Below are 19555 nucleotides of genomic sequence, written 5' to 3'. Positions count from 1 at the left end.
TTATGTTAAAATGTTTATATATAATAATTTATTTTTATAAAGATATTTTTTAATTTAATAAATTAATCTGTAAAAAATAAATTATATTAATTTTATTTTAAAGTTTAAATTTATAATATACAAAAAAATTAGGCTATGTAGCTCAGTTGGTTAGAGCGCAGCACTCATAACGCTGAGGTCATGGGTTCAATTCCCGTCATAGCTAAAAAAATATATAAATATATTTTAATTTATTAATTTATTAATTTATAAGCATAACATATGCGGAAGTGGCGAAATTGGTAGACGCACCAGATTTAGGTTCTGGCGCCTAATTAGGTTTGCGAGTTCAAATCTCGCCTTCCGTATTAAAAAATTTTGGGGTATAGCCAAGAGGTTAAGGCATCGGTTTTTGATACCGACATCCCTGGTTCGAATCCAGGTACCCCAGTTTAAATAAATATAAATATAAAATATATTTAAAATTTTTTTATTTAAAATAAATATTAATTTTTTTCATTTAATAAATATTTTATATTTTTATAATTTATTTAAATTAATTTTTTATTTATTATTTATTATTTTTATAAAATTATATGTAAAATATTTTTTGATAAAATATTGGTATTTATCTGATGAAAATAAAAAATTTAAAAAAAATAGTTGCAAAAAAAGCTTTAAAATATATACCTAAAAATAAAATAATTGGTATAGGAACAGGATCAACTATATCTTATTTTATTAAATATTTAGGAAAAATTAAAAATAGTATTCAAGGAGCAGTATCATCATCTAATAATACTACAATAAGTTTACAAAAAAATCATATTCCTATAGTTAAGTTAAATGATGTAGATTATGTATCAATCTATTTTGATAGTGCTGATGAAATAAATAATAATATGGATATGATTAAAGGAGGAGGAGCTGCTTTAACACAGGAGAAAATTATAGCTTCAGCATCAAAAAAATTTGTTTGTATGATTGATCATACTAAGCAAGTAAATGTTTTAGGAAATTTTCCTTTACCAATAGAAGTTTTACCAATGTCTTATAAGTATGTTACAAAAGAATTAGAAAAATTAGGAGGTATTGTAAAAATAAGAAAAAATATTATTACTGATAATAATAATTATATATTAGATGTAAAAAATTTATTTATTAGAAATCCTCTTCGTTTAGAAAAAAAAATTAATAATATACCTGGAGTTATATCTGTAGGAATATTTTCACAAAGAAAACCTGATATTTTATTAATTAGCACAAAAAAATCTGTTAAAACTATTTTTAGTCATAATTGAATTTCATTTTTAAAGTTTATTAAATTATTTTTTATAAAAATATTTTTATTTTATATAATTTCATTAATATTAAATAAATTTATATATTTGATATATTTTTTTATATAAAAATATTTATTTTAGAATGATTAACTAATTATTTTAAATTATGAAAATATAAATTTAATTTATTAATATTTTATTTTATTTTTTTAAAATAATTATATAGTAAATTATTTGATTAATTAAGTATTTTTTTAAATTTTTATATAGAGTATTTATTTAAATATATTAAATTAATTTTATTTTATTAAAATTTATTTGAATCATATTTATTAAATACATAAATTTTATTTATTATAAAAAAATAATTACAATAATAATATATTTATTTATTTTTTTTATTACATCCGGAAGGATTTGAACCCTCGACCTCTCGGTTCGTAGCCGAGTGCTCTATCCAACTGAGCTACGGATGCGTAAATAAAATATTATTTTAAATATAAAATTTTTGAATAAATATTTTTTAAAAACAGTGAGAGAGGGATTTGAACCCTCGATGCATTTTTAAAGTACATACTCCCTTAGCAGGGGAGCGCCTTAAGCCACTCGGCCATCTCACTTTGATAAAATTTTTTTTATTTTTTTATTTTTTTTTAAACTATATATTTCTATTTTATACTTTTTTCTTTTATAAAGTCAATTTTTTATATTTTTTTATTTTAATTAAAATTATATAAATATTTTTTTGGAAAAAATTTATTTATTAATTTATATCTTTTATTTTTTTTTTTTCAGATTGTATTCTTTGATATATTTCTTCTCTATGTACTGAAATTTCTTTTGGAGCATTAACTCCTATACGTACTTGATTTCCTTTGATTCCAAGAACTGTAACTGTTATTTCATCACCTATAATCAATGTTTCTCCAATTCTTCTAGTTAAAATCAACATTTTTTCTCCTTAAAATATTTTTTATAATTCCATATAATTTTAGTATTTACGTTTTAAAATTCTTTTCATATAAGATTATAACTTGTGATTTTTGTTAAATACTAAATTTATAATTATTGATATTATTTTTAATTTCAGTAAGAGCTAATTTTTTGCATTTTTGTATTATTAATTTTATCGATAAAGATGAATTTATAATACCTTCAGCAAAATGTATATTTCCTCCTCCCTTTCCTGATATTTTTTGAAAAATATGTAAAATAATTTTTTTTGCTTGAATAATTTTAGTTAATTTTTTACTAACTTTAATTTTTAAATAATTTTTTTTAGATAAATTAATTATAATAATAATACTTGAGTGAAATTTTTTTTGTAATTGATCTATGATTTTTAAAATGTGTTTATTTTTTTCATTATTTAATATTTGAAAAAAAATATAATGGTTATGAATTTTTATATATTTTTGAGATATTTTTTTTATTAATAAAGTTAACCATTTTTGTGTAAGATTTTTGTTATCTTTTGATAATTGTATCTTTTTTTTTAAAATGTCTTCTATTTTCTTTATTAAATTAGATTTATGTACTGAAAAAATTTCTTTTATATTATTTAAATTTTCTTCATTTTTCGTAATTTCTTTAAAAGCTTTTTTATAAGTGACAGCTTCAATACGTCTAATTCCAAATGATATACTATTTTCATTGATTATTTTAAAAAGAATAATTTCACCTGTTTGAGATACGTGAGTACCACCACATAATTCATCTGAAACAGAGTCAATTGAAATAACTCTAACTTTATTTGTATAAATTTTGTTTTCTAAAAATATATATTTTTTTTGTTTAGCATTTTTAAAATTTGTTATAAAATTTGTAATTTTAATGTTTTTTCGAATATATTTATTAACTATTTGTTCGATTTTTTTAATTTTTTTAAATGTTAAATTATTAAAATAAGAATAATCAAATCTAATTTTTTTTTCGTTAACTAAAGAACCTTTTTGTATAATATTTTTTCCTAAAGTTTTTTTTAACGCTGCATGTAGTAAATGTATAGCAGTATGATTTTTTTCAATTAATTTTCTTTTTTTTATATTAATTTTTGCTTTAACTAAAGTATTTTTTTTAATTTCTCCTGAAGAAATTTTTCCATGATGAATAATAATATCACCATATTTTTTCGTATCATAAACTTTGAAAATTCCATGTTTTGATTTTATTATTCCAGTATCTCCAATTTGTCCACCTGATTGTCCATAAAAAGGAGTTTTTTCTAAAATTATTTGACCAATACTGTTTTTATTAATTTTATTAACAGATATATTATTAACATAAATTTTTATTACAATAGTTTGAGTTTGATACTTTTCGTATCCAATAAAATTTGTTTTTTTATGAATATATATAGATAATTTATTTTTATTATAATTTTTTTTATTTATATTTAATTGTTTTTGTTTTTTTATTTTTTTTTTAAGTTTTTTAGTATTTATTTGAATATTTTTTTCTTTACAAAAATCTTTAGTTAAATCTATTGGAAACCCTAATGTATCATATAAATAAAATACTATATCAGAATTTAGTGTATTGTTTTTTAAATTTTTTATTTCATTTTTTAATATTTTAAGTCCTTTATCTAAAGTATCTGAAAATTGTAATTCTTCCATTTTTAATATATTTTGAATTTTATCTTTATTACGAATTAAAAGATGATTTGAATTATTCATAGATTGTATTAAAATAGGTAAGATCTTATAAAAAAAACATTTTTTTAATCCAATTGATCTACCATGTCTAATAGCTCGTCTAATAATTTTTCTTAGAATATAACCTCGATGTTCATTAGAAGGTAAAACATTGCTGGCAATAATATAAGCGCTAGAACGGATATGATCAGAAATAACTTGTAAAGCTTTATAATTTACTTTTTTAGAGATTTTAAATTTTTTACTAATACCTTTTATGATTTTACGAAATATGTCTATTTGATAATTTGATTGTACATTTTGTAAAACAGAAGCTATTCTTTCTAATCCCATCCCGGTATCTACTGAAGGAGTTTTTAATTTAATAAATTTTTTTTTTGGTAGTTTATGATATTGAATAAAAACAATATTCCATATTTCTAAGAATCGATCTCCAATATTTTTTTTAGATCCAGGTAAACTTCCATTAACATTTTCTCCATAATCATAAAAAATTTCTGTACACGGACCGCATGGTCCATATTTTTCCATTTTCCAAAAATTATCTGATGTATATTTAATATTATTTATGTCTTTAATAGAAATTATTTGATTATTTGATAATCCTATAATATTTTTCCAAATTTGATATGATTCTATATCGTTTTCATAAATAGTTACTATAAGTTTATTTGGATTAATATTAAACCATTTTATTGAAGTAAGTAGTTCCCAGGAATATACTATAGATTTTTTTTTTAAATAGCTACCAAAACTAAAGTTTCCTAACATTTCAAAGAATGTATGATGTCTAGATGTATAACCAACGTTTTCTAAATCATTATGTTTTCCACCTGTTCGTAAACAGTATTGTGCACTAGCGATTTTTTTGTCTTTAATTTTTTTATAACCTAAAAATACATCTTTGAATTGATTCATTCCTGCATTAGTAAACAATAATGTTGGATCATTATCAATAATCAAAGAACTGCTAGGATAGATTATATGATTTTTACTTTTAAAGAAATTTAAAAACATTTGACGTATTTTTTCTGTTTTTTTATACATATAAATCCAAAATATTATTATATTTTAAAAATTTTTTATTAATTATATAATAATTAATTAAATAATTTTACTATATTTAAGATAATTTTTAGTAATAATTTTTTATTAAATGTATATATTTAAATAAATAATTTTATTAACATTTAATAAATGATATATTTTTATAGTTAATATTTAAAATTTTAAATTAAATGTTTTGTATTAATTTTTTTTTTTTTAAATTTAAATTTATAAAGGATAAGTATATTTGAAAAGTTTTATTCTATTAGAAAAAAAAGTTCCTAAAAAAATATTTAATAAATCTCGAATAGATATAGTATTATCAAAATTATTTCTTATATATTCTAGAAATTATTTTAAACAATGTATATTAAAAGGCTATGTTTTAGTAAATAATTCTATTATTAGAAATCCTGATTATAAAGTTATGGAAAGAGATATTATAAATATTAAAATATTTTTAAAGAAAGAAAAATTTTTTATTCCTGAAAAAATAAATTTAAATATTATTTATGAAGATGAATTTTTATTAATTTTAAATAAATCATCTTCTTTAGTTGTACATCCAGGTCATGGAAATTCTCATAATACTCTTTTAAATGGATTAATTTTTTATTATAAAAATATTAAAAATATTCCTCAATCAGGAATAGTACACCGATTAGATAAAGATACTACTGGATTAATAATTATTGCGAAAACGATTGTTTCTTATTTTGTTTTAAAAAAAATGATAAAATTAAGAAAAATTTGCAGAGAATATGATGCTATTGTTTTAGGAAAAATAAAATATGGAGGTACAATTAATGCTCCAATTGCACGTGATAGAATAAAACGTACACATATGACTGTCTCTTTAGATGGACGAAATGCAATTACGCATTATAGAGTAAAAAAAAGATTTAAAGCATGTACATGGTTAAAAATTAGATTAGAAACAGGACGAACACATCAGATACGTGTTCATATGTTATATATTAAACATCCGATAGTTGGAGATCAAAAATATAAATATTATTTAAATTTTTTTAAGAATTTAAGAAATAGTAAATTATTTCATGTGATTAGAAGTTTTCCTAGACAATCTTTGCATGCTTCTCAATTAAAATTTTTACATCCAATAACAAATAAAAAAATGTGTTTTAAAATTAATTTACCAAAAGATATAATTGATTTAATACATAAATTAAATCAAGAAATATAATTTATATAAATATAACGTTTGAATTTAATTAATTTTTTTTATTTTAATAAAAGTATTTAAAGAAAATATATATTAAATTAAATAAATTTTTGTAATAATTTAAATATAATTGATAATATTTTAAATTTTATATGATAGTTATAAAAATATTTTTAGTGTTATAAACGAATTAATAATTAATTAATTTTTTTATATAATCTCTTAATCGCTGTTTTTAAAGCCCATTTATAACTATCTATACCTAATCCACAAATAACTCCGTTAGAAATATCTGAAATCCATGAATGTGAACGAAAATTTTCTCGAGCATAAATATTTGATATATGTACTTCTATAAATGGAATTTGTATAGCTAGTAAAGCATCTCGTAAAGCAATACTTGTATGTGTAAAAGCAGCAGCATTAATTATTATATAATCAATTATTTTTTTTGCGTTATGTATTGCATCAATTAAGATATGTTCAGCATTAGATTGAACATGATTGATTTTTATATGATATTTTTTTGCATATATTTTTAAATTTTTAATTAAATCAGATAAAGATATATTTCCATAAATTTTTTTTTCTCTTGATCCTAAAAGATTTAAATTTGGTCCATTAATTAATAATATAGTAAATTTATTTTGCATGTGTTATTTTTTTGATTAATTAAGTTAAATTATATTATACAATATATATTACAAGATACAAAATATAAAATAAATGTTAAATATCTAAAAATTAAAAATTATAAATATATTAAAATTTAAATTTAAAAATTTTTAGGTTTTTAATAATTTGTATTTAAAAAGAGAGTGAATATGAATTTTAATACAGTAACAAATAATATATTATTAAAAAATAATATTAGTATAGAAGATATTTTTTCTGTATTATCTGACTTATCTAAGAAAACGATAGATTATTCTGATATATATTTTCAATCAAAATTACATGAATCATGGATATTAGAAAATAAAATTATTAAAAATGGAATATATAATATTGATATGGGAATAGGATTACGAGCGATTTATAATCAAATGACTGGATTTGCTTATACAAATCAAATAAATTTAACAGGATTAAAAAAAATTACATATTTAGTTAAAAATATTTTAAAAAATAAAGAATACAAAAATAATAAAAATTTTATTTACTCTACAAATAAATCTTTTTATGGATTTGATAATCCTTTAAATTCTTTAACAAATCAAGAAAAAATAAATATCTTATCTCAAGTAGATCAAATTGCCCGAAGATATGATTCAAGAATTGTGCAAGTAAATGCATGTTTATCTGGAACATATGAAAATATATTAGTTGCATCTACAGATGGAGTTTTAGCTACAGATATTAGACCTCTAGTTTCTCTCTCTATATATGTTTTATCTGAAGATCATGGAAAACGTGAAGTTGGAACTAATGGAGGAGGTATTAGAAGTACATATCAATATTTTTTTAAAAAAAATAAAAATGGTTATTCAAATTTAGAATATTTAACGAAAGAAGCAGCTAGAATGTCTATCTTAAATTTAAGTGCAAATAAAGCTCCTTCAGGATCTTTTCCTGTAATATTAGGTTCTGGATTTCCAGGAGTATTATTACATGAAGCTGTTGGTCATGGATTAGAAGGAGATTTTAATCGTAAAAATTTGTCTGTATATAGTAATAAAATAAATCAAAAAGTTGCTTCTAATTTATGTACGATAGTTGATGATGGAACAAAAAAATATTTAAATGGTTCAATATCAATTGATGATGAAGGTACTCCAGGAAAATATAATATTTTAGTAAAAAATGGTATTTTAAAAAAATATTTGCAAGATAAATTTAATGCTTACCTTATGAATACTATTTCTACAGGTAATGGACGAAGAGAATCTTATGCATATCTTCCTTTACCTCGTATGACTAATACGTATATGCTTTCTGGAAAATCTACTGTTTTAGAAATTATAGAAAGTGTTGATTATGGAATATATGCAGTGAATTTTAGTGGAGGACAAGTTAATATTACTTCTGGAGAATTTGTTTTTTCTACATCTGAAGCATATTTAATTAAAAAAGGAAAAATTATTTATCCAATTAAAGAAGTAACTTTAATTGGATCTGGAATAGAAATTATGAATAAAGTATCTATGGTAGGAAATGATTTAAAAATGGATAATGGAATTGGCATATGTTCTAAAGATGGACAAGATATTTCTGTTTCTGTAGGACAACCAACTATTAAAATAGATTCTTTAACTATAGGAGGAACAGATTAAAATTTATTTTAATAATTTAATAAATTAAAAATTTTTTAAATATTTTTATATGCAGTCACACTTAATGTTATGACTGCTTTTTTTATTTTAAAGAAAATAAATTTAATTTATAGATTACAAGATATATTAAATTTTTTCTTTAATTCTAGCAGATTTACCAAATTTTTTACGTAAATAATATAATTTAGATTTTCTAACAAAACCTTTACGTTTAATAAATATGTTTTCAATATTTTTAGAATGAGTTTGAAAGACTCTTTCTATACCTTCTCCATTTGAAATTTTTCTAACACAAAAAGATGATTGTAAAAATCTATTTTTTTTAGAAATTACAATACCTTCAAAAGATTGAAGACGTTTTTTTACTCCTTCCATTACCCAAACTTGAACTTCTACAGTATCTCCTGATCGAAATTTAGGTATATTTTTCTTAATTTGTCTTTTTTCTATAATATTTAATATATTATTCATTTTTTTATTTTTCAGAAGTAGTGATATTTTTATTTTTTAATTGGAGTATTTTATTTAAAATTTTTTTTTCTTTAATAGTAAAAATTTTTTTTTTAAATAATTTTGGTTTTTTTAAAAAAGTAAGTTCAATGGATTTTTTTAGTCTCCAATGTGCAATTTTTTTATGATTTCCTGATAACAAAATATTTGGAACTTTCATATTATCTATAATTTTAGGTCTAGTATAATGAGGATAATCTAATAAATTTTTATAAAATGAATCTTGGTGTTGTATGTTTTTTTTTTTAATTACGCCTGGTATAAATCTACAAATAGCATCTATAAATACCATTGCTGCTAATTCTCCTCCTGTTAATATATAATCTCCAATAGATAATTCTTGATCTACAAATTTTTCTATAAATCTTTGATCAATGCCTTGATATCTTCCACAAATTAATATGATATTTTTAATTTTAGATAAACTTTTTAAATTATTTTGATTAATTTTTTTTCCTTGTGGAGATAAATAAATTATATAATATTTTTTTTTTTTATATATTTAGTTATAGCTTGCTTTAATGGAATAAAACTCATAATCATACCAGGTCCTCCTCCATAAGGTCGATCATCTATATTTTTATTTTTGTTATTACTAAAATCTCTTAAATTTAATATAGTAAATTTAATAATTTTTTTTTTTATTGCTCGTGAGAGAATTCCATAATTCATTATTGATTTAAACATTTTTGGAAAAATTGTGATTATTTTAAAATTTAAAAATTTTTTTTTATTTTTTGTTTGCAAAGTTTTTATTCTCTCCAATCTACAAGCATGATTTTTTTTTTAACATTAACTTTTTTAATAATTATATTTTTTACAAAAGGAATTAATATTTCTTTAGTATAATCATTTTTTTTAATTACTAAAATATCATTTGAATAAGTTCTAATAATATTTATTACTTTACCTAAAAAATTTTTATTTATATTAAAAATTTTACATGAAATAATTTCATTCCAAAGATATTCATTTTTTTTTTTTTTAATTTGTTTAGAATAGATAAATATATCTATATTTTGAAATAAATAAGCAGTGTTTCGATTATTTACATTTTTTATTTTTATTAAAAAATAATTTTTTATAATTTTCCATTGTATAATTTTTAAAACATAAATAATATTTTTTTTTGAATAAAATAAAGGATTATATGTAAAGATAGATTTTTTGTTTTCAGTAAATGAAAACATTTTATTCCATCCTAAAATTCCATACGGTGCGCAAATTTTACCTATAATAATTTGATTAAAGTTTTTATTAATCATTTATTTTAATATAATTTTTTATTATTTTTTTTACTCTTTTAGAAGTTTTTCCACCTATTTTAGTCCAATATTTTAATTTATCTAAATTAATTTTACATGAATGTAATTTATTTTTACAAATAGGATCAAAAAAACCAATTTTTTCAATAAAACGCCCATTTCTTGCTGCTCTACTATCAGTTACAATAATTTGATAGAAAGGTTTTTTATTAGATCCATGTCTAGATAATCTTATTTTTACCATTTTTTTTGTCCTTAAAAATTAAATAAAATTTTATTTTTATATAAATATTTTTTTATAAAATCATATTTTTAATTCTATTAAATAATTTTATAAATCCGATATTTTTTATTTTTTTCATAATTTTTTTTATAGATTTAAATTGTTTTAAAAGTTTATTTATATCTTGTATAGTTGTTCCAGATCCTAATGCAATTCTTTTCTTACGTGATATATTAATAATATTAGGATAATTTCTTTCTTTTATAGTCATAGAATTAATTATTGATTCTGTTTTTAATATTGTAGAATCATTCATTTGAAACAAAATATTATTTTTAATATTATCATTGATTGGTAATTTATTTAATAAAAATTGAATATTTCCCATTTTTTTGATTTGATATATTTGTTTTAGAAAATCATTTAAATCAAATGAATGATAATCTTTAATTTGTTTATTTAATTTATTAATGTAATTTTTGTCAATTTTTTTTTCTATAGATTTAATTTCAGATAAAATACTTTCCATTCCTAAAATTCTAGAAGCAATCTTTTTTGGATTAAACATTTTAATATCATTAATTTTTTCTCCAGTTCCAAGAAATTTAATTGGAATTTTTGTTAAATATTTTATTGATAATGCTATTCCACATCTTGCATTTGAATCTAGTTTAGTTAAGAAAACACTTGTAATAAAAATAAATTCTTGAAATTTTTTTATTATATTTATGGAATCTTGACCAATCATAGAATCAACTACAAAAATTGTTTCTATAGGATTTATATAATAATGAATATTTTGAATTTCTTGCATTAATTTTTGATTAATATGTAATCTTCCAGCAGTATCTATTATTAAAAGATCATATTTTTTTATTTTAGCATATTCTACAGCTCGTTTTGCGATATCTATTGGTTTTTCTAAATTATTAGATTTAAAAACATCAATTTTTATTTTAGAAGCAATAATTTCTAGTTGTTTTATTGCTGCAGGTCTATATACATCTATAGATGTAACTAAAATTTTTTTTTTAAATTTATCTTTAAATAATTGAGATAATTTTCCAATACTTGTAGTTTTTCCTGCTCCTTGCAAACCTATAATTAAAAAAATAGATAATTTTTTAGGTAAAAATTTTATTGAATAATTTTTTTTTCCAATTATTCTTATTAATTCATGTTTTACAATTTTTATAAATTCTTGTCCAGGTGTTAAGGAATTATTAATTTCTTTACCAAGATATCTTTTTTTAATTTTTTTAATGAATTTTTTTATTACTATTAAAGATACATCTGCCTCTAATAATGTTATTCTTATTTCTCTTAATGTATTTTTAATATTTTTTTCTGTGAGTCGTCCTCTATTAGAAATATTTTGTGTTATTTTTTTAAAACATTTAGTTAGTTTTGTAAACATTTTATTTTACTCAAAATTATTTTTATAAAACTATTTATTTTTAATAAATTTTTATGTTACAGTCATTTTATATTAATATTGTTTAATAAAATTATTTTAAAATACTAATTATTTTTAGTTATTATATAAAATAATGTTTGATTTGTTTTTTTATCAGAAATGTTATTTTTAATAATATATAAATTATATAATTTACTAGATTCTTGGTTTCCTATTGCAGCAATATTATTTTTTTTTTTTATAGATATCTTCCTCATAGCTTCTGAAGAACTATTAGTATATTTAATGTTCCATAAAGGAAATTTTTTTATAAATAATTGACATTGTTTAATGGGTTCTGCATGACTATAAATAAATTGTATATTTTCCAAAGAATTTTTTTTTTTTGAAACTATACAATGATTAACTTTAATTTTAATTTTATCTTTAATAAAAAATGTACTTTTTTTTAATAATTTATTAGTTTCTTTAATATTTCCGGAAGAATTATTTTTTATAGGTAATATAGCAAATTTTGCGGTATTTTCTTGTAATTTTTTTATAACTTGAGTAAAGGTTTTACATGGAATTTCATAAAAAATTCTATTTTTTTTTTAGCATATTTTAAAGCAGCTAAATATGAATATGATCCTTTAGGACCTAAAAAAGCTATTTTCATAATTTTAGATTTTTTTTTTTTATATATTTTTTGTTGAATTTTTACTGAGTTTTTAATAATAATCTTAAAAATTTTTTTTAAATATATTTTTTTTAAATTATATTTTTCTCCTGTAGAAGTTATTTTTTTAAAAATTTCTTTTTCTCGTATAGAATCTTTTATTGGATAGTTAATTTTAATTTTTTCCTGAATAATTTTTTTAGAAATTAAATTTCTTTTATATAATAACTTTATAAAAGTATTATCAATAAAATTAATTTTTTTTCTTAATTCAAGCAATTTTTTTTGAATTTTCATAATTATCCTTTTTTAAGTATATTTATTTTTTTTATTTTATATAAAATAGATTTTTTAAAAGTTTTATTAAATAAAATATTTTATTTTTATTATAAAGATTTTTATTTTTTTTTTAAATACATTTTTTATATAAATTATTTTATATAAAAAAATGTATTTAAAAAAAAATAATGTTATCATTTTAATAGTTTTTTATAAGATTTATTTTTGTTTAGATATTTTTTTAAAAAAATTTAAATTTCTAAAAAATTTTATATTATAAAGGATAAAATATGAATATAAAAAGTTTTTCAGCTTCTAAAAATAATTTAATAAGAAATTGGTTTTATGTTGATGCTACTGGGAAAATATTAGGACGTTTGTCAAGTAAAATTGCATATTATCTTCGTGGTAAACATAAAAGTATATATACTCCACATATTGATGTTGGAGATTATATTATTGTTATTAATGCTTCTAAAATTTATGTAACTGGAAAAAAATTTAAAAACAAATTATATTATCATCATACTGGACATCCTGGAGGATTAAGAAAAAAAAGTTTTTCTGATATTATTTTAAATAATTCAGAAAAAGTTATTAAAAAAGCTGTTTATGGAATGTTACCAAAAGGTCCTTTAGGACGTTTAATATTTAAAAAATTAAAAGTATATGCTACAGATTTTCATGATCATAAAGCTCAAAATCCACGTTTACTTAAAATTTAAATTTAGGACATAAATTAAAAATGGAAAAAGTACGAAATTATGGTACAGGTAGAAGAAAATCATCTTCAGCTCGTGTTTTTTTAACACTTGGGAATGGAAATATTCTTGTTAACAAATTAAAATTAGATAAATATTTTAGTCGAAAAACTTCATGTATGCTTATTAAGCAACCTTTACAAGCTGTAAACATGATTGATAAATTAAATTTTTATATAACTGTAAAAGGTGGTGGTATTTCTGGGCAGGCTGGAGCAATTAGACAAGGAATTACACGTGCTTTAATTGAATTTGATACAACTTTTTTAAAAATTTTGAAAAAATTAGGTTTTGTAACTCGTGATTCTCGTCAAGTAGAAAGAAAGAAAGTTGGATTTAGGAAATCTAGACGTCGACCTCAATTTTCAAAAAGATAAATTATTTTATTTTAATATACAAGTTAAATACTTTAACTTTTTTTTTAAATTAATTTTAACTTGTATAAGATCTAATTTATTTAAATTTTAAATTAGATTTTATATTGAACTTATCTTATATAATTTTCTGCAAACTTTTATATAGATTTTCTAATCCAGTTTTTTTTATTGCAGAGATAACAAAATATTTTTCAATATTTGGAATTTTTTTTAAAATTTTTTTTATTTTATATTTAATATCTTTTTTATTTAAAAGATCTGATTTATTAAATACTAACCATTTTTTTTTTTTATATAAATTATTTTTATAAGCTCGAATTTCTTTATTTATTGTATTTATATTCTTAATAATAGTTTGATAATTTGGTACAGATAGATCAATTATGTGGAAAAGAATTTTACATTTTTCAATATGTCTTAAAAATTTTAATCCTAAACCGACGCCTTTAGAAGCTCCTTTCATAATTCCTGGAATATCTGCAAATGTAATACTTTTTTTTGATTTTGTAAAAAATACACCTAAATTAGGTTGCAAAGTAGTAAAACAGTAATTTCCTATTTTAGGTTTAGCAGAAGAAATAATTCTCATAAAAGTTGATTTGCCAACATTAGGTAAACCAATAATACCAATATCTGCAAGTAAAGATAGTTCTAATTTTACTTTTATCGTATCTCCAATTTTACCTAAAGTTCTTTTTTTAGGAGTACGATTTGTAGAAGATTTAAATCTATAATTTCCTATCCCATGCCATCCTCCTTGTATTATTAAAAATGATTGTTTATGATATTTAAATTCTTTAATTATTTCATTAGTGAAGTAATTAATTATTTTTGTTCCTAATGGAATAAAAAGTTTAATATCTTTTCCTTTTTTCCCAGATTTATTACGATTTTTACCAGATTCTCCGTTCTCAGCTTGAATAAATTTTTTAAAAGTATAATCAATTAATGTATTTAAATTTTTATTAGCTTCAAAAAATATACTTCCTCCATCTCCTCCATCTCCTCCATCTGGACCTCCTTTAGGATTATTTTTTTCACGTTTAAAGCTAATTATACCATTTCCTCCGTTTCCTGCTTTTAATATAATAATAGCTTGATCAATAAATTTCATAGTTATAATAACTCCAAGATTTATTTTTTATAATACTTCCTCTGTGCCTTACAAAGAGGAAGATAATTTTATAATAAAAAAATAGATGTAAATTATTTAAAATATTTTATTTTTCTATAATATTAATAATTTTTTTCTTATTAAGACCATTTTTTTTAAATTCAACTATACCAGATTTTATTGCATAAATTGTATGATCTCTTCCACATTTTGTATTTAATCCTGAATGAAATTTTGTACCTCTTTGTTTAATAATTATAGATCCTGAACGTACAAATTCTCCACCAAATTTTTTTACTCCTAATCGTTTTGAATGTGAATCTCGTCCGTTTCGGCTAGATCCACCAGCTTTTTTCTGTGCCATATTTTATTCCTTAAATAAATTAATATTTGTAATTTTTATACTTGTATAGTTTTGTCTATGTCCTTGTTTTTTTTTATAATGCTTACGACGATTAAATTTAATTATGTGTATTTTTTTTTCACGTCCATGTTTATAAATACAAGCTTGAATTACAGTATTTTTTAAAATAGGTTGACCTAAAAAAATTTCTTTATTTTTTTTTACTAATAAAATTGTATTAAATTCTATAATTTTTCCAATTTTATGATTAATTTTTTCAAGTCTTAGTATTTGTCCTATTTTAACTTTATACTGTTTTCCTCCATTCATAAATACTGCGTACATACAAATACTCCAATTTTTTATTGTATTTATTTTTATAATAATTTTTATAAAATAAATATTTTTATTTTAATAAATTTTGTTTTTTTAATTTAATTTTTTTCCACTCATTAATAGAATATGCTTGAATTGAAATAGCATGTATTTTATTTTTTTGAATATAGGACATTAAAGGAGCGTATATTATTTTTTGTCTGTTAATTGTATTTAATTTTGAAAAAATATTTCCAACTACTAATATTTTATAATAATTATTATCTTTTTTAACTTGTATATAATCTAATTTTAGTTTTGTGTATAAAATTTTTTTTATTTTATTTTTCATTTTTTTTTAAAATTTTTTAATTTATAATAGATTTAAAAATCTATTATTAATAGATTTTTTTATAAAATTAATTTTATTAATATATCATGTATTAAAGTAAAATTTATATTTTTCTTTATAGATTAATTTATTTATTATTTTAATATTTCATTACAATTTATTTTTTAATGAATATATTATTTTTTTTAAAATAAAAACTAATTAATTAAGTAATATTATTAAATTTTTAATATAAATCAATTATAAATATTAAGGTATAAATGTGATAAATAAAGTTTTAATGACGTTACAAGGTCAAAAAAAATTATTAAAAGAATTAGATTTTTTAAAAAGAGTTAAAAGACCTAAAATTATTATGTCTATTGCTGAAGCTAGATCTCATGGAGATTTAAAAGAAAATGCAGAATATCATGCAGCGAAAGAAGAACAAAGCTTTTGCGAAGGAAGAATTAAAGAAATTGAATTGAAATTATCAAATTCTAATGTTATAGATGTAAAAAATTTATCTAATTTTAAGAAAATATTTTTTGGAGCTACAGTTACTGTATTACATATTACATCTAAAAATATTTATACCTATAAAATTGTTGGAGATGATGAATCTAACTTTAAAAAAAATATGATTTCGATTAATTCTCCTATTGCAAGAAGTTTAATAGGAAAAAAGAAATATGATTTTGTTAAAGTATGTACTCCATCTGGAAAAGTAAAATATCAAGTATTAAAGATTCGATATATAGAATAAATATTTATATATTTTGTTTTATCTAATTTTTATTAGATCTTTATTATTTTTTTTAAAAAGTGTTAATATAAATTTAATTAAAAATAATCTTTATAGTAACTAATTGTATTAGTATTATTTGTTTTATAAAAATAAAACTTTTGTTTAAATTTTTTTATTAAAATATAAAAACTTCATTATTAATATATTTTTTATTTAAATTTTTTAAAATAATATATGAATTATAAAAAAAGAAAATCTAATTCTAAATTTTGGTTAAAACGTCATTTTAAAGATTTTTATGTACGCCAAGCTCATGAAAATAAATTACGTTCTCGTGCTTGGTTTAAATTAGATCAAATACATAATAAATTTAATATTTTTAAAAACGGTAATATTATTTTAGATATCGGATCTTCTCCGGGAAGTTGGTCAGAATATGCTTCAAAAAAAATAGGGTCAACAGGGAAAATTATAGCGTGTGATATTTCTTTTATGCATCCTATTTATGGGGTTATTTTTATTAACAGAGATATTACAGACATTCACACATATAATATAATATTAAAAAAATTAAAAAATAAAAAAGTAGATGTATGTATGTCTGATATATCTCCAAAAATAAGTGGACATTCTATAATTGATGCAAATAATTCGATATCTTTAAACAAATCAGTTTTAAATTTATCTATTAAAATTTTATCAAAAAATGGTTTTTTTATAACAAAGAGTTTTTATGGGAAATGTTTTAATATATATTTTCAGTTTATAAGAAAAAATTTTTCTCAAGTTAAAATTTATAAACCAAAAGCTTCTAGATCTCAATCTCGTGAAATTTTTATTATAGCAAAATATATAAAGAAATAATTTTTTTTAAATCTAAGTATTTTAATTTTAGTGAGGAGCGAATCTCTTGAGAGAAACGGTTAAAAATTTTTTTCTTTGGTTTATTTTAATTATGATTACAATGTCTGTATTTCAAAATTTTAACTTCACACAGTTGCATAATTATCAAGTTAATTATTCTACTTTTTTATCAGAAGTGAATCAAAATAAAATTCGTGAAGTAAGTTTAGATGGACAAAATATTCACGTTGTTAAAAAAGATAATAGTAAATATTTTACGTTTATTCCTATTAATGATCCAAATTTATTAAGCACTCTTTTAAAAAAAAATATTAAAATTATAGGAACAAAACCTTATAAAATGAATTTATTTTTATCTATGCTCATTTCTTGGTTTCCTATGATAATATTATTTTTGATGTGGATGTTTTTTATAAAACAAATACAAATGGGAGGAAAAGGAGCTTTATCTTTTGGTAAAAGTAAAGCAAAATTTTTAAAAGAAAATGAAATTAAAATAAATTTTTCAGATGTTGCTGGTTGCGATGAAGCCAAAGAAGATGTAAAAGAATTAGTAGATTATTTGACAAGTCCAGAAAAATTTCAAAAAATAGGAGGGAAAATACCAAAAGGTGTTTTAATGATAGGCCCTCCAGGCACTGGAAAAACTTTATTAGCAAAAGCTATAGCTGGAGAAGCTAAAGTTCCATTTTTTACGATCTCAGGATCAGATTTTGTAGAAATGTTTGTAGGTATAGGTGCTTCACGAGTTAGAGATATGTTTGAAAATTCAAGAAAATTAGCTCCATGTATAATTTTTATTGATGAAATTGATGCTGTTGGTAGGAAAAGAGGCACTGGTTTAGGAGGCGGAAATGATGAAAGAGAGCAAACATTAAATCAAATATTAGTTGAAATGGATGGTTTTGATAAAAATCAAGGAGTAATTGTAATAGCAGCAACAAATCGTCCTGATGTTTTAGACCCTGCTTTATTAAGACCAGGAAGATTTGATCGTCAAGTTTTTGTGCCATTACCTGATATTAAAGGTAGAGAAGAAATATTAAAAGTACATTCTAAAAAAATTTTATTAGATAAAAATTTTAATCCTTTAATTATTGCACGTGGAACTCCTGGATTTTCTGGAGCAGATTTATCAAATTTAGTTAATGAAGCTGCGCTTTCTGCAGTGCGTAACAAACGTTCTGTAGTAATTATGGAAGATTTTGAACAAGCAAAAGATAAAATTATGATGGGTTCAGAAAGAAAATCTATGATTATGACAGATACGCAAAAAGAAGCAACTGCATATCATGAAGCAGGTCATGCTATTGTAGGTAAATTAGTTCCAGAACATGATCCTATACATAAAGTTACTATTATTCCCAGAGGAAGAGCTTTAGGTGTAACTTTTTTTTTTCCTACTGAAGACCATGTCAGCATTAATAAACAAAAATTAGAAAGTCAAATTTCTACTTTATATGGAGGAAGATTAGCAGAAGAAATAATATATGGAAAAGAATATGTTTCTACAGGTGCTTCTAATGATATTAAAATAGCAACAAATTTAGCTAGAGATATGGTTACAAAATGGGGGTTTTCAAAAAAATTAGGTCCATTATTATATTTAAAAGATGAAGAAGATACTTTTTTAGGAAAATCTCTTGAAAATAATTTAAATTGTTCAGATAGTACAGCCAAAATTATTGATCAAGAAATAAAATTTTTTATTGATAGTAATTATAATCGAGCAAAAAATATTTTAAAATCAAATATAGATATATTACATGCTATGAAAGATGCTTTAATTAAATATGAAACAATTAATTCTGATCAAATAGATTCTTTAATGCAAAGAAAAAAAATATAAATTTATTTATTTTAAAAATATTTTTATATAAATTTTTATACATAAAATTTATATAATTTATTTTTATATAATCGATATA

At 20.0% G+C, this 19555-nt stretch carries 21 protein-coding genes, 5 tRNA genes and 1 pseudogene; 11 read left to right on the top strand and 16 right to left on the bottom strand.

Going from position 1 to position 19555, the window contains the following annotated elements:
* Positions 1–131: 131 nt before the first annotated feature.
* The 4 genes from AB4W57_RS01535 to rpiA all read left to right on the top strand — a co-directional run bounded on the left by AB4W57_RS01535 (position 132) and on the right by rpiA (position 1280).
* A tRNA-Met gene (locus AB4W57_RS01535) sits at positions 132–205 on the top strand.
* Positions 206–263: 58 nt separating this feature from the next.
* A tRNA-Leu gene (locus tag AB4W57_RS01530) sits at positions 264–347 on the top strand.
* A gap of 11 nt (positions 348–358) precedes the next feature.
* A tRNA-Gln gene (locus AB4W57_RS01525) sits at positions 359–430 on the top strand.
* A gap of 184 nt (positions 431–614) precedes the next feature.
* Positions 615–1280, top strand: coding sequence for a ribose-5-phosphate isomerase RpiA (rpiA, locus tag AB4W57_RS01520; protein ID WP_367677396.1), 666 nt, complete (start codon positions 615–617; stop codon positions 1278–1280).
* A gap of 384 nt (positions 1281–1664) precedes the next feature.
* On the opposite strand, the gene AB4W57_RS01515 is transcribed toward rpiA, so the two are convergent.
* The 4 genes from AB4W57_RS01515 to alaS form a co-directional block, all read right to left on the bottom strand.
* Positions 1665–1738, bottom strand: a tRNA-Arg gene (locus tag AB4W57_RS01515).
* Positions 1739–1792: 54 nt separating this feature from the next.
* A tRNA-Ser gene (locus AB4W57_RS01510) sits at positions 1793–1882 on the bottom strand.
* A gap of 143 nt (positions 1883–2025) precedes the next feature.
* Positions 2026–2214, bottom strand: coding sequence for a carbon storage regulator CsrA (gene csrA / locus AB4W57_RS01505; protein WP_367677395.1), 189 nt, complete (start codon positions 2212–2214; stop codon positions 2026–2028).
* A 94-nt stretch (positions 2215–2308) separates the two neighbouring features.
* The gene (alaS, locus tag AB4W57_RS01500) at positions 2309–4966 is read right to left on the bottom strand and encodes an alanine--tRNA ligase (RefSeq protein WP_367677394.1); all 2658 of its coding nucleotides are present in this window, start codon (positions 4964–4966) and stop codon (positions 2309–2311) included.
* Between the two features lie 247 nt (positions 4967–5213).
* Here alaS and rluD point away from each other — a divergent pair, with 247 nt between their 5' ends.
* A complete protein-coding gene (rluD, locus tag AB4W57_RS01495) occupies positions 5214–6170 on the top strand; it encodes a 23S rRNA pseudouridine(1911/1915/1917) synthase RluD (RefSeq protein WP_367677393.1) in 957 nt (318 codons plus the stop codon).
* Positions 6171–6346: 176 nt separating this feature from the next.
* On the opposite strand, the gene aroQ is transcribed toward rluD, so the two are convergent.
* A complete protein-coding gene (gene aroQ / locus AB4W57_RS01490; protein WP_367677392.1) occupies positions 6347–6802 on the bottom strand; it encodes a type II 3-dehydroquinate dehydratase in 456 nt (151 codons plus the stop codon).
* Between the two features lie 171 nt (positions 6803–6973).
* On the opposite strand from aroQ, the gene tldD reads away from it, so the two are divergent.
* Positions 6974–8422, top strand: coding sequence for a metalloprotease TldD (gene tldD / locus AB4W57_RS01485; RefSeq protein ID WP_367677391.1), 1449 nt, complete (start codon positions 6974–6976; stop codon positions 8420–8422).
* Between the two features lie 126 nt (positions 8423–8548).
* Here the strand turns inward: tldD and rplS are convergent, their stop codons facing one another.
* The 7 genes and pseudogenes from rplS to AB4W57_RS01450 all read right to left on the bottom strand — a co-directional run bounded on the left by rplS (position 8549) and on the right by AB4W57_RS01450 (position 12792).
* Positions 8549–8893, bottom strand: a complete 345-nt coding sequence (gene rplS, locus AB4W57_RS01480; protein ID WP_367677390.1) for a 50S ribosomal protein L19 — start codon at positions 8891–8893, stop codon at positions 8549–8551.
* Between the two features lie 4 nt (positions 8894–8897).
* Positions 8898–9619: pseudogene (gene trmD / locus AB4W57_RS01475) on the bottom strand (tRNA (guanosine(37)-N1)-methyltransferase TrmD).
* Between the two features lie 65 nt (positions 9620–9684).
* Positions 9685–10197: a ribosome maturation factor RimM gene (gene rimM / locus AB4W57_RS01470; protein WP_367677389.1), complete on the bottom strand. Its 513-nt coding sequence runs from the start codon at positions 10195–10197 to the stop codon at positions 9685–9687.
* On the bottom strand, positions 10190–10441 hold the full coding sequence (gene rpsP / locus AB4W57_RS01465) for a 30S ribosomal protein S16 (protein WP_367677388.1): 252 nt from the start codon (positions 10439–10441) through the stop codon (positions 10190–10192). Before rpsP ends, rimM begins: the two co-directional genes overlap by 8 nt.
* 52 nt (positions 10442–10493) lie before the next feature.
* Entirely contained in the window at positions 10494–11837 is a 1344-nt protein-coding gene (ffh, locus tag AB4W57_RS01460; protein WP_367677387.1) for a signal recognition particle protein, read from the bottom strand.
* Positions 11838–11941: 104 nt separating this feature from the next.
* Positions 11942–12379: a prephenate dehydratase domain-containing protein gene (locus AB4W57_RS01455; protein ID WP_367677723.1), complete on the bottom strand. Its 438-nt coding sequence runs from the start codon at positions 12377–12379 to the stop codon at positions 11942–11944.
* Entirely contained in the window at positions 12376–12792 is a 417-nt protein-coding gene (locus AB4W57_RS01450) for a chorismate mutase (protein WP_367677386.1), read from the bottom strand. The genes AB4W57_RS01455 and AB4W57_RS01450 overlap by 4 nt, the downstream gene beginning before the upstream one ends.
* A gap of 278 nt (positions 12793–13070) precedes the next feature.
* Here AB4W57_RS01450 and rplM point away from each other — a divergent pair, with 278 nt between their 5' ends.
* Both rplM and rpsI read left to right on the top strand, forming a co-directional pair.
* Positions 13071–13499 (top strand): 50S ribosomal protein L13, encoded by a 429-nt coding sequence (gene rplM, locus AB4W57_RS01445; protein WP_367677722.1) that lies wholly within the window; start codon positions 13071–13073, stop codon positions 13497–13499.
* A 20-nt stretch (positions 13500–13519) separates the two neighbouring features.
* Positions 13520–13912 carry a 30S ribosomal protein S9 gene (gene rpsI / locus AB4W57_RS01440; protein ID WP_367677385.1) on the top strand — a complete coding sequence of 131 codons (393 nt, stop codon included), beginning with the start codon at positions 13520–13522 and terminating at the stop codon, positions 13910–13912.
* Positions 13913–14027: 115 nt separating this feature from the next.
* Here rpsI and cgtA read toward each other — a convergent pair whose 3' ends face one another.
* The 4 genes from cgtA to AB4W57_RS01420 form a co-directional block, all read right to left on the bottom strand.
* Positions 14028–15026 carry an Obg family GTPase CgtA gene (cgtA, locus tag AB4W57_RS01435; RefSeq protein ID WP_367677384.1) on the bottom strand — a complete coding sequence of 333 codons (999 nt, stop codon included), beginning with the start codon at positions 15024–15026 and terminating at the stop codon, positions 14028–14030.
* A gap of 106 nt (positions 15027–15132) precedes the next feature.
* Positions 15133–15390, bottom strand: a complete 258-nt coding sequence (gene rpmA, locus AB4W57_RS01430) for a 50S ribosomal protein L27 (protein ID WP_367677383.1) — start codon at positions 15388–15390, stop codon at positions 15133–15135.
* 3 nt (positions 15391–15393) lie between these two features.
* Positions 15394–15714: a 50S ribosomal protein L21 gene (gene rplU, locus AB4W57_RS01425; RefSeq protein WP_367677382.1), complete on the bottom strand. Its 321-nt coding sequence runs from the start codon at positions 15712–15714 to the stop codon at positions 15394–15396.
* Positions 15715–15775: 61 nt separating this feature from the next.
* Positions 15776–16036 (bottom strand): BolA/IbaG family iron-sulfur metabolism protein, encoded by a 261-nt coding sequence (locus AB4W57_RS01420; protein WP_367677381.1) that lies wholly within the window; start codon positions 16034–16036, stop codon positions 15776–15778.
* Between the two features lie 262 nt (positions 16037–16298).
* Between AB4W57_RS01420 and greA the strand changes: the two genes are divergently transcribed.
* The 3 genes from greA (at position 16299) to ftsH (ending at position 19476) form a co-directional block, all read left to right on the top strand.
* The gene (gene greA, locus AB4W57_RS01415) at positions 16299–16781 is read left to right on the top strand and encodes a transcription elongation factor GreA (protein WP_367677380.1); all 483 of its coding nucleotides are present in this window, start codon (positions 16299–16301) and stop codon (positions 16779–16781) included.
* Positions 16782–16997: 216 nt separating this feature from the next.
* Positions 16998–17627 carry an RlmE family RNA methyltransferase gene (locus AB4W57_RS01410; RefSeq protein ID WP_367677379.1) on the top strand — a complete coding sequence of 210 codons (630 nt, stop codon included), beginning with the start codon at positions 16998–17000 and terminating at the stop codon, positions 17625–17627.
* Positions 17628–17673: 46 nt separating this feature from the next.
* Positions 17674–19476, top strand: coding sequence for an ATP-dependent zinc metalloprotease FtsH (gene ftsH, locus AB4W57_RS01405; RefSeq protein WP_367677378.1), 1803 nt, complete (start codon positions 17674–17676; stop codon positions 19474–19476).
* The last annotated feature ends 79 nt before the right edge of the window (positions 19477–19555 follow it).

It is taken from the genome of Buchnera aphidicola (Chaitophorus populicola) (assembly GCF_964058995.1).
GTDB lineage: Bacteria > Pseudomonadota > Gammaproteobacteria > Enterobacterales > Enterobacteriaceae > Buchnera_J > Buchnera_J aphidicola_BO.
Note: the sequence above shows the minus strand (reverse complement) of the source record. Positions and strands in the feature narration are given on the sequence as shown.

Bases quoted from the DNA above. Each gene is read 5' to 3' on its own strand.
- ffh (WP_367677387.1), bottom strand. From the start codon at position 11,837: ATGTTTACAAAACTAACTAAATGTTTTAAAAAAATAACACAAAATATT.
- rplS (WP_367677390.1), bottom strand. From the start codon at position 8,893: ATGAATAATATATTAAATATTATAGAAAAAAGACAAATTAAGAAAAAT.
- rpsI (WP_367677385.1), top strand. From the start codon at position 13,520: ATGGAAAAAGTACGAAATTATGGTACAGGTAGAAGAAAATCATCTTCA.
- rpiA (WP_367677396.1), top strand. From the start codon at position 615: ATGAAAATAAAAAATTTAAAAAAAATAGTTGCAAAAAAAGCTTTAAAA.
- tldD (WP_367677391.1), top strand. From the start codon at position 6,974: ATGAATTTTAATACAGTAACAAATAATATATTATTAAAAAATAATATT.
- alaS (WP_367677394.1), bottom strand. From the start codon at position 4,966: ATGTATAAAAAAACAGAAAAAATACGTCAAATGTTTTTAAATTTCTTT.
- AB4W57_RS01420 (WP_367677381.1), bottom strand. From the start codon at position 16,036: ATGAAAAATAAAATAAAAAAAATTTTATACACAAAACTAAAATTAGAT.
- rplU (WP_367677382.1), bottom strand. From the start codon at position 15,714: ATGTACGCAGTATTTATGAATGGAGGAAAACAGTATAAAGTTAAAATA.
- rpsP (WP_367677388.1), bottom strand. From the start codon at position 10,441: ATGGTAAAAATAAGATTATCTAGACATGGATCTAATAAAAAACCTTTC.
- cgtA (WP_367677384.1), bottom strand. From the start codon at position 15,026: ATGAAATTTATTGATCAAGCTATTATTATATTAAAAGCAGGAAACGGA.
- csrA (WP_367677395.1), bottom strand. From the start codon at position 2,214: ATGTTGATTTTAACTAGAAGAATTGGAGAAACATTGATTATAGGTGAT.
- aroQ (WP_367677392.1), bottom strand. From the start codon at position 6,802: ATGCAAAATAAATTTACTATATTATTAATTAATGGACCAAATTTAAAT.
- rimM (WP_367677389.1), bottom strand. From the start codon at position 10,197: ATGATTAATAAAAACTTTAATCAAATTATTATAGGTAAAATTTGCGCA.
- rpmA (WP_367677383.1), bottom strand. From the start codon at position 15,390: ATGGCACAGAAAAAAGCTGGTGGATCTAGCCGAAACGGACGAGATTCA.
- AB4W57_RS01410 (WP_367677379.1), top strand. From the start codon at position 16,998: ATGAATTATAAAAAAAGAAAATCTAATTCTAAATTTTGGTTAAAACGT.
- AB4W57_RS01450 (WP_367677386.1), bottom strand. From the start codon at position 12,792: ATGAAAATTCAAAAAAAATTGCTTGAATTAAGAAAAAAAATTAATTTT.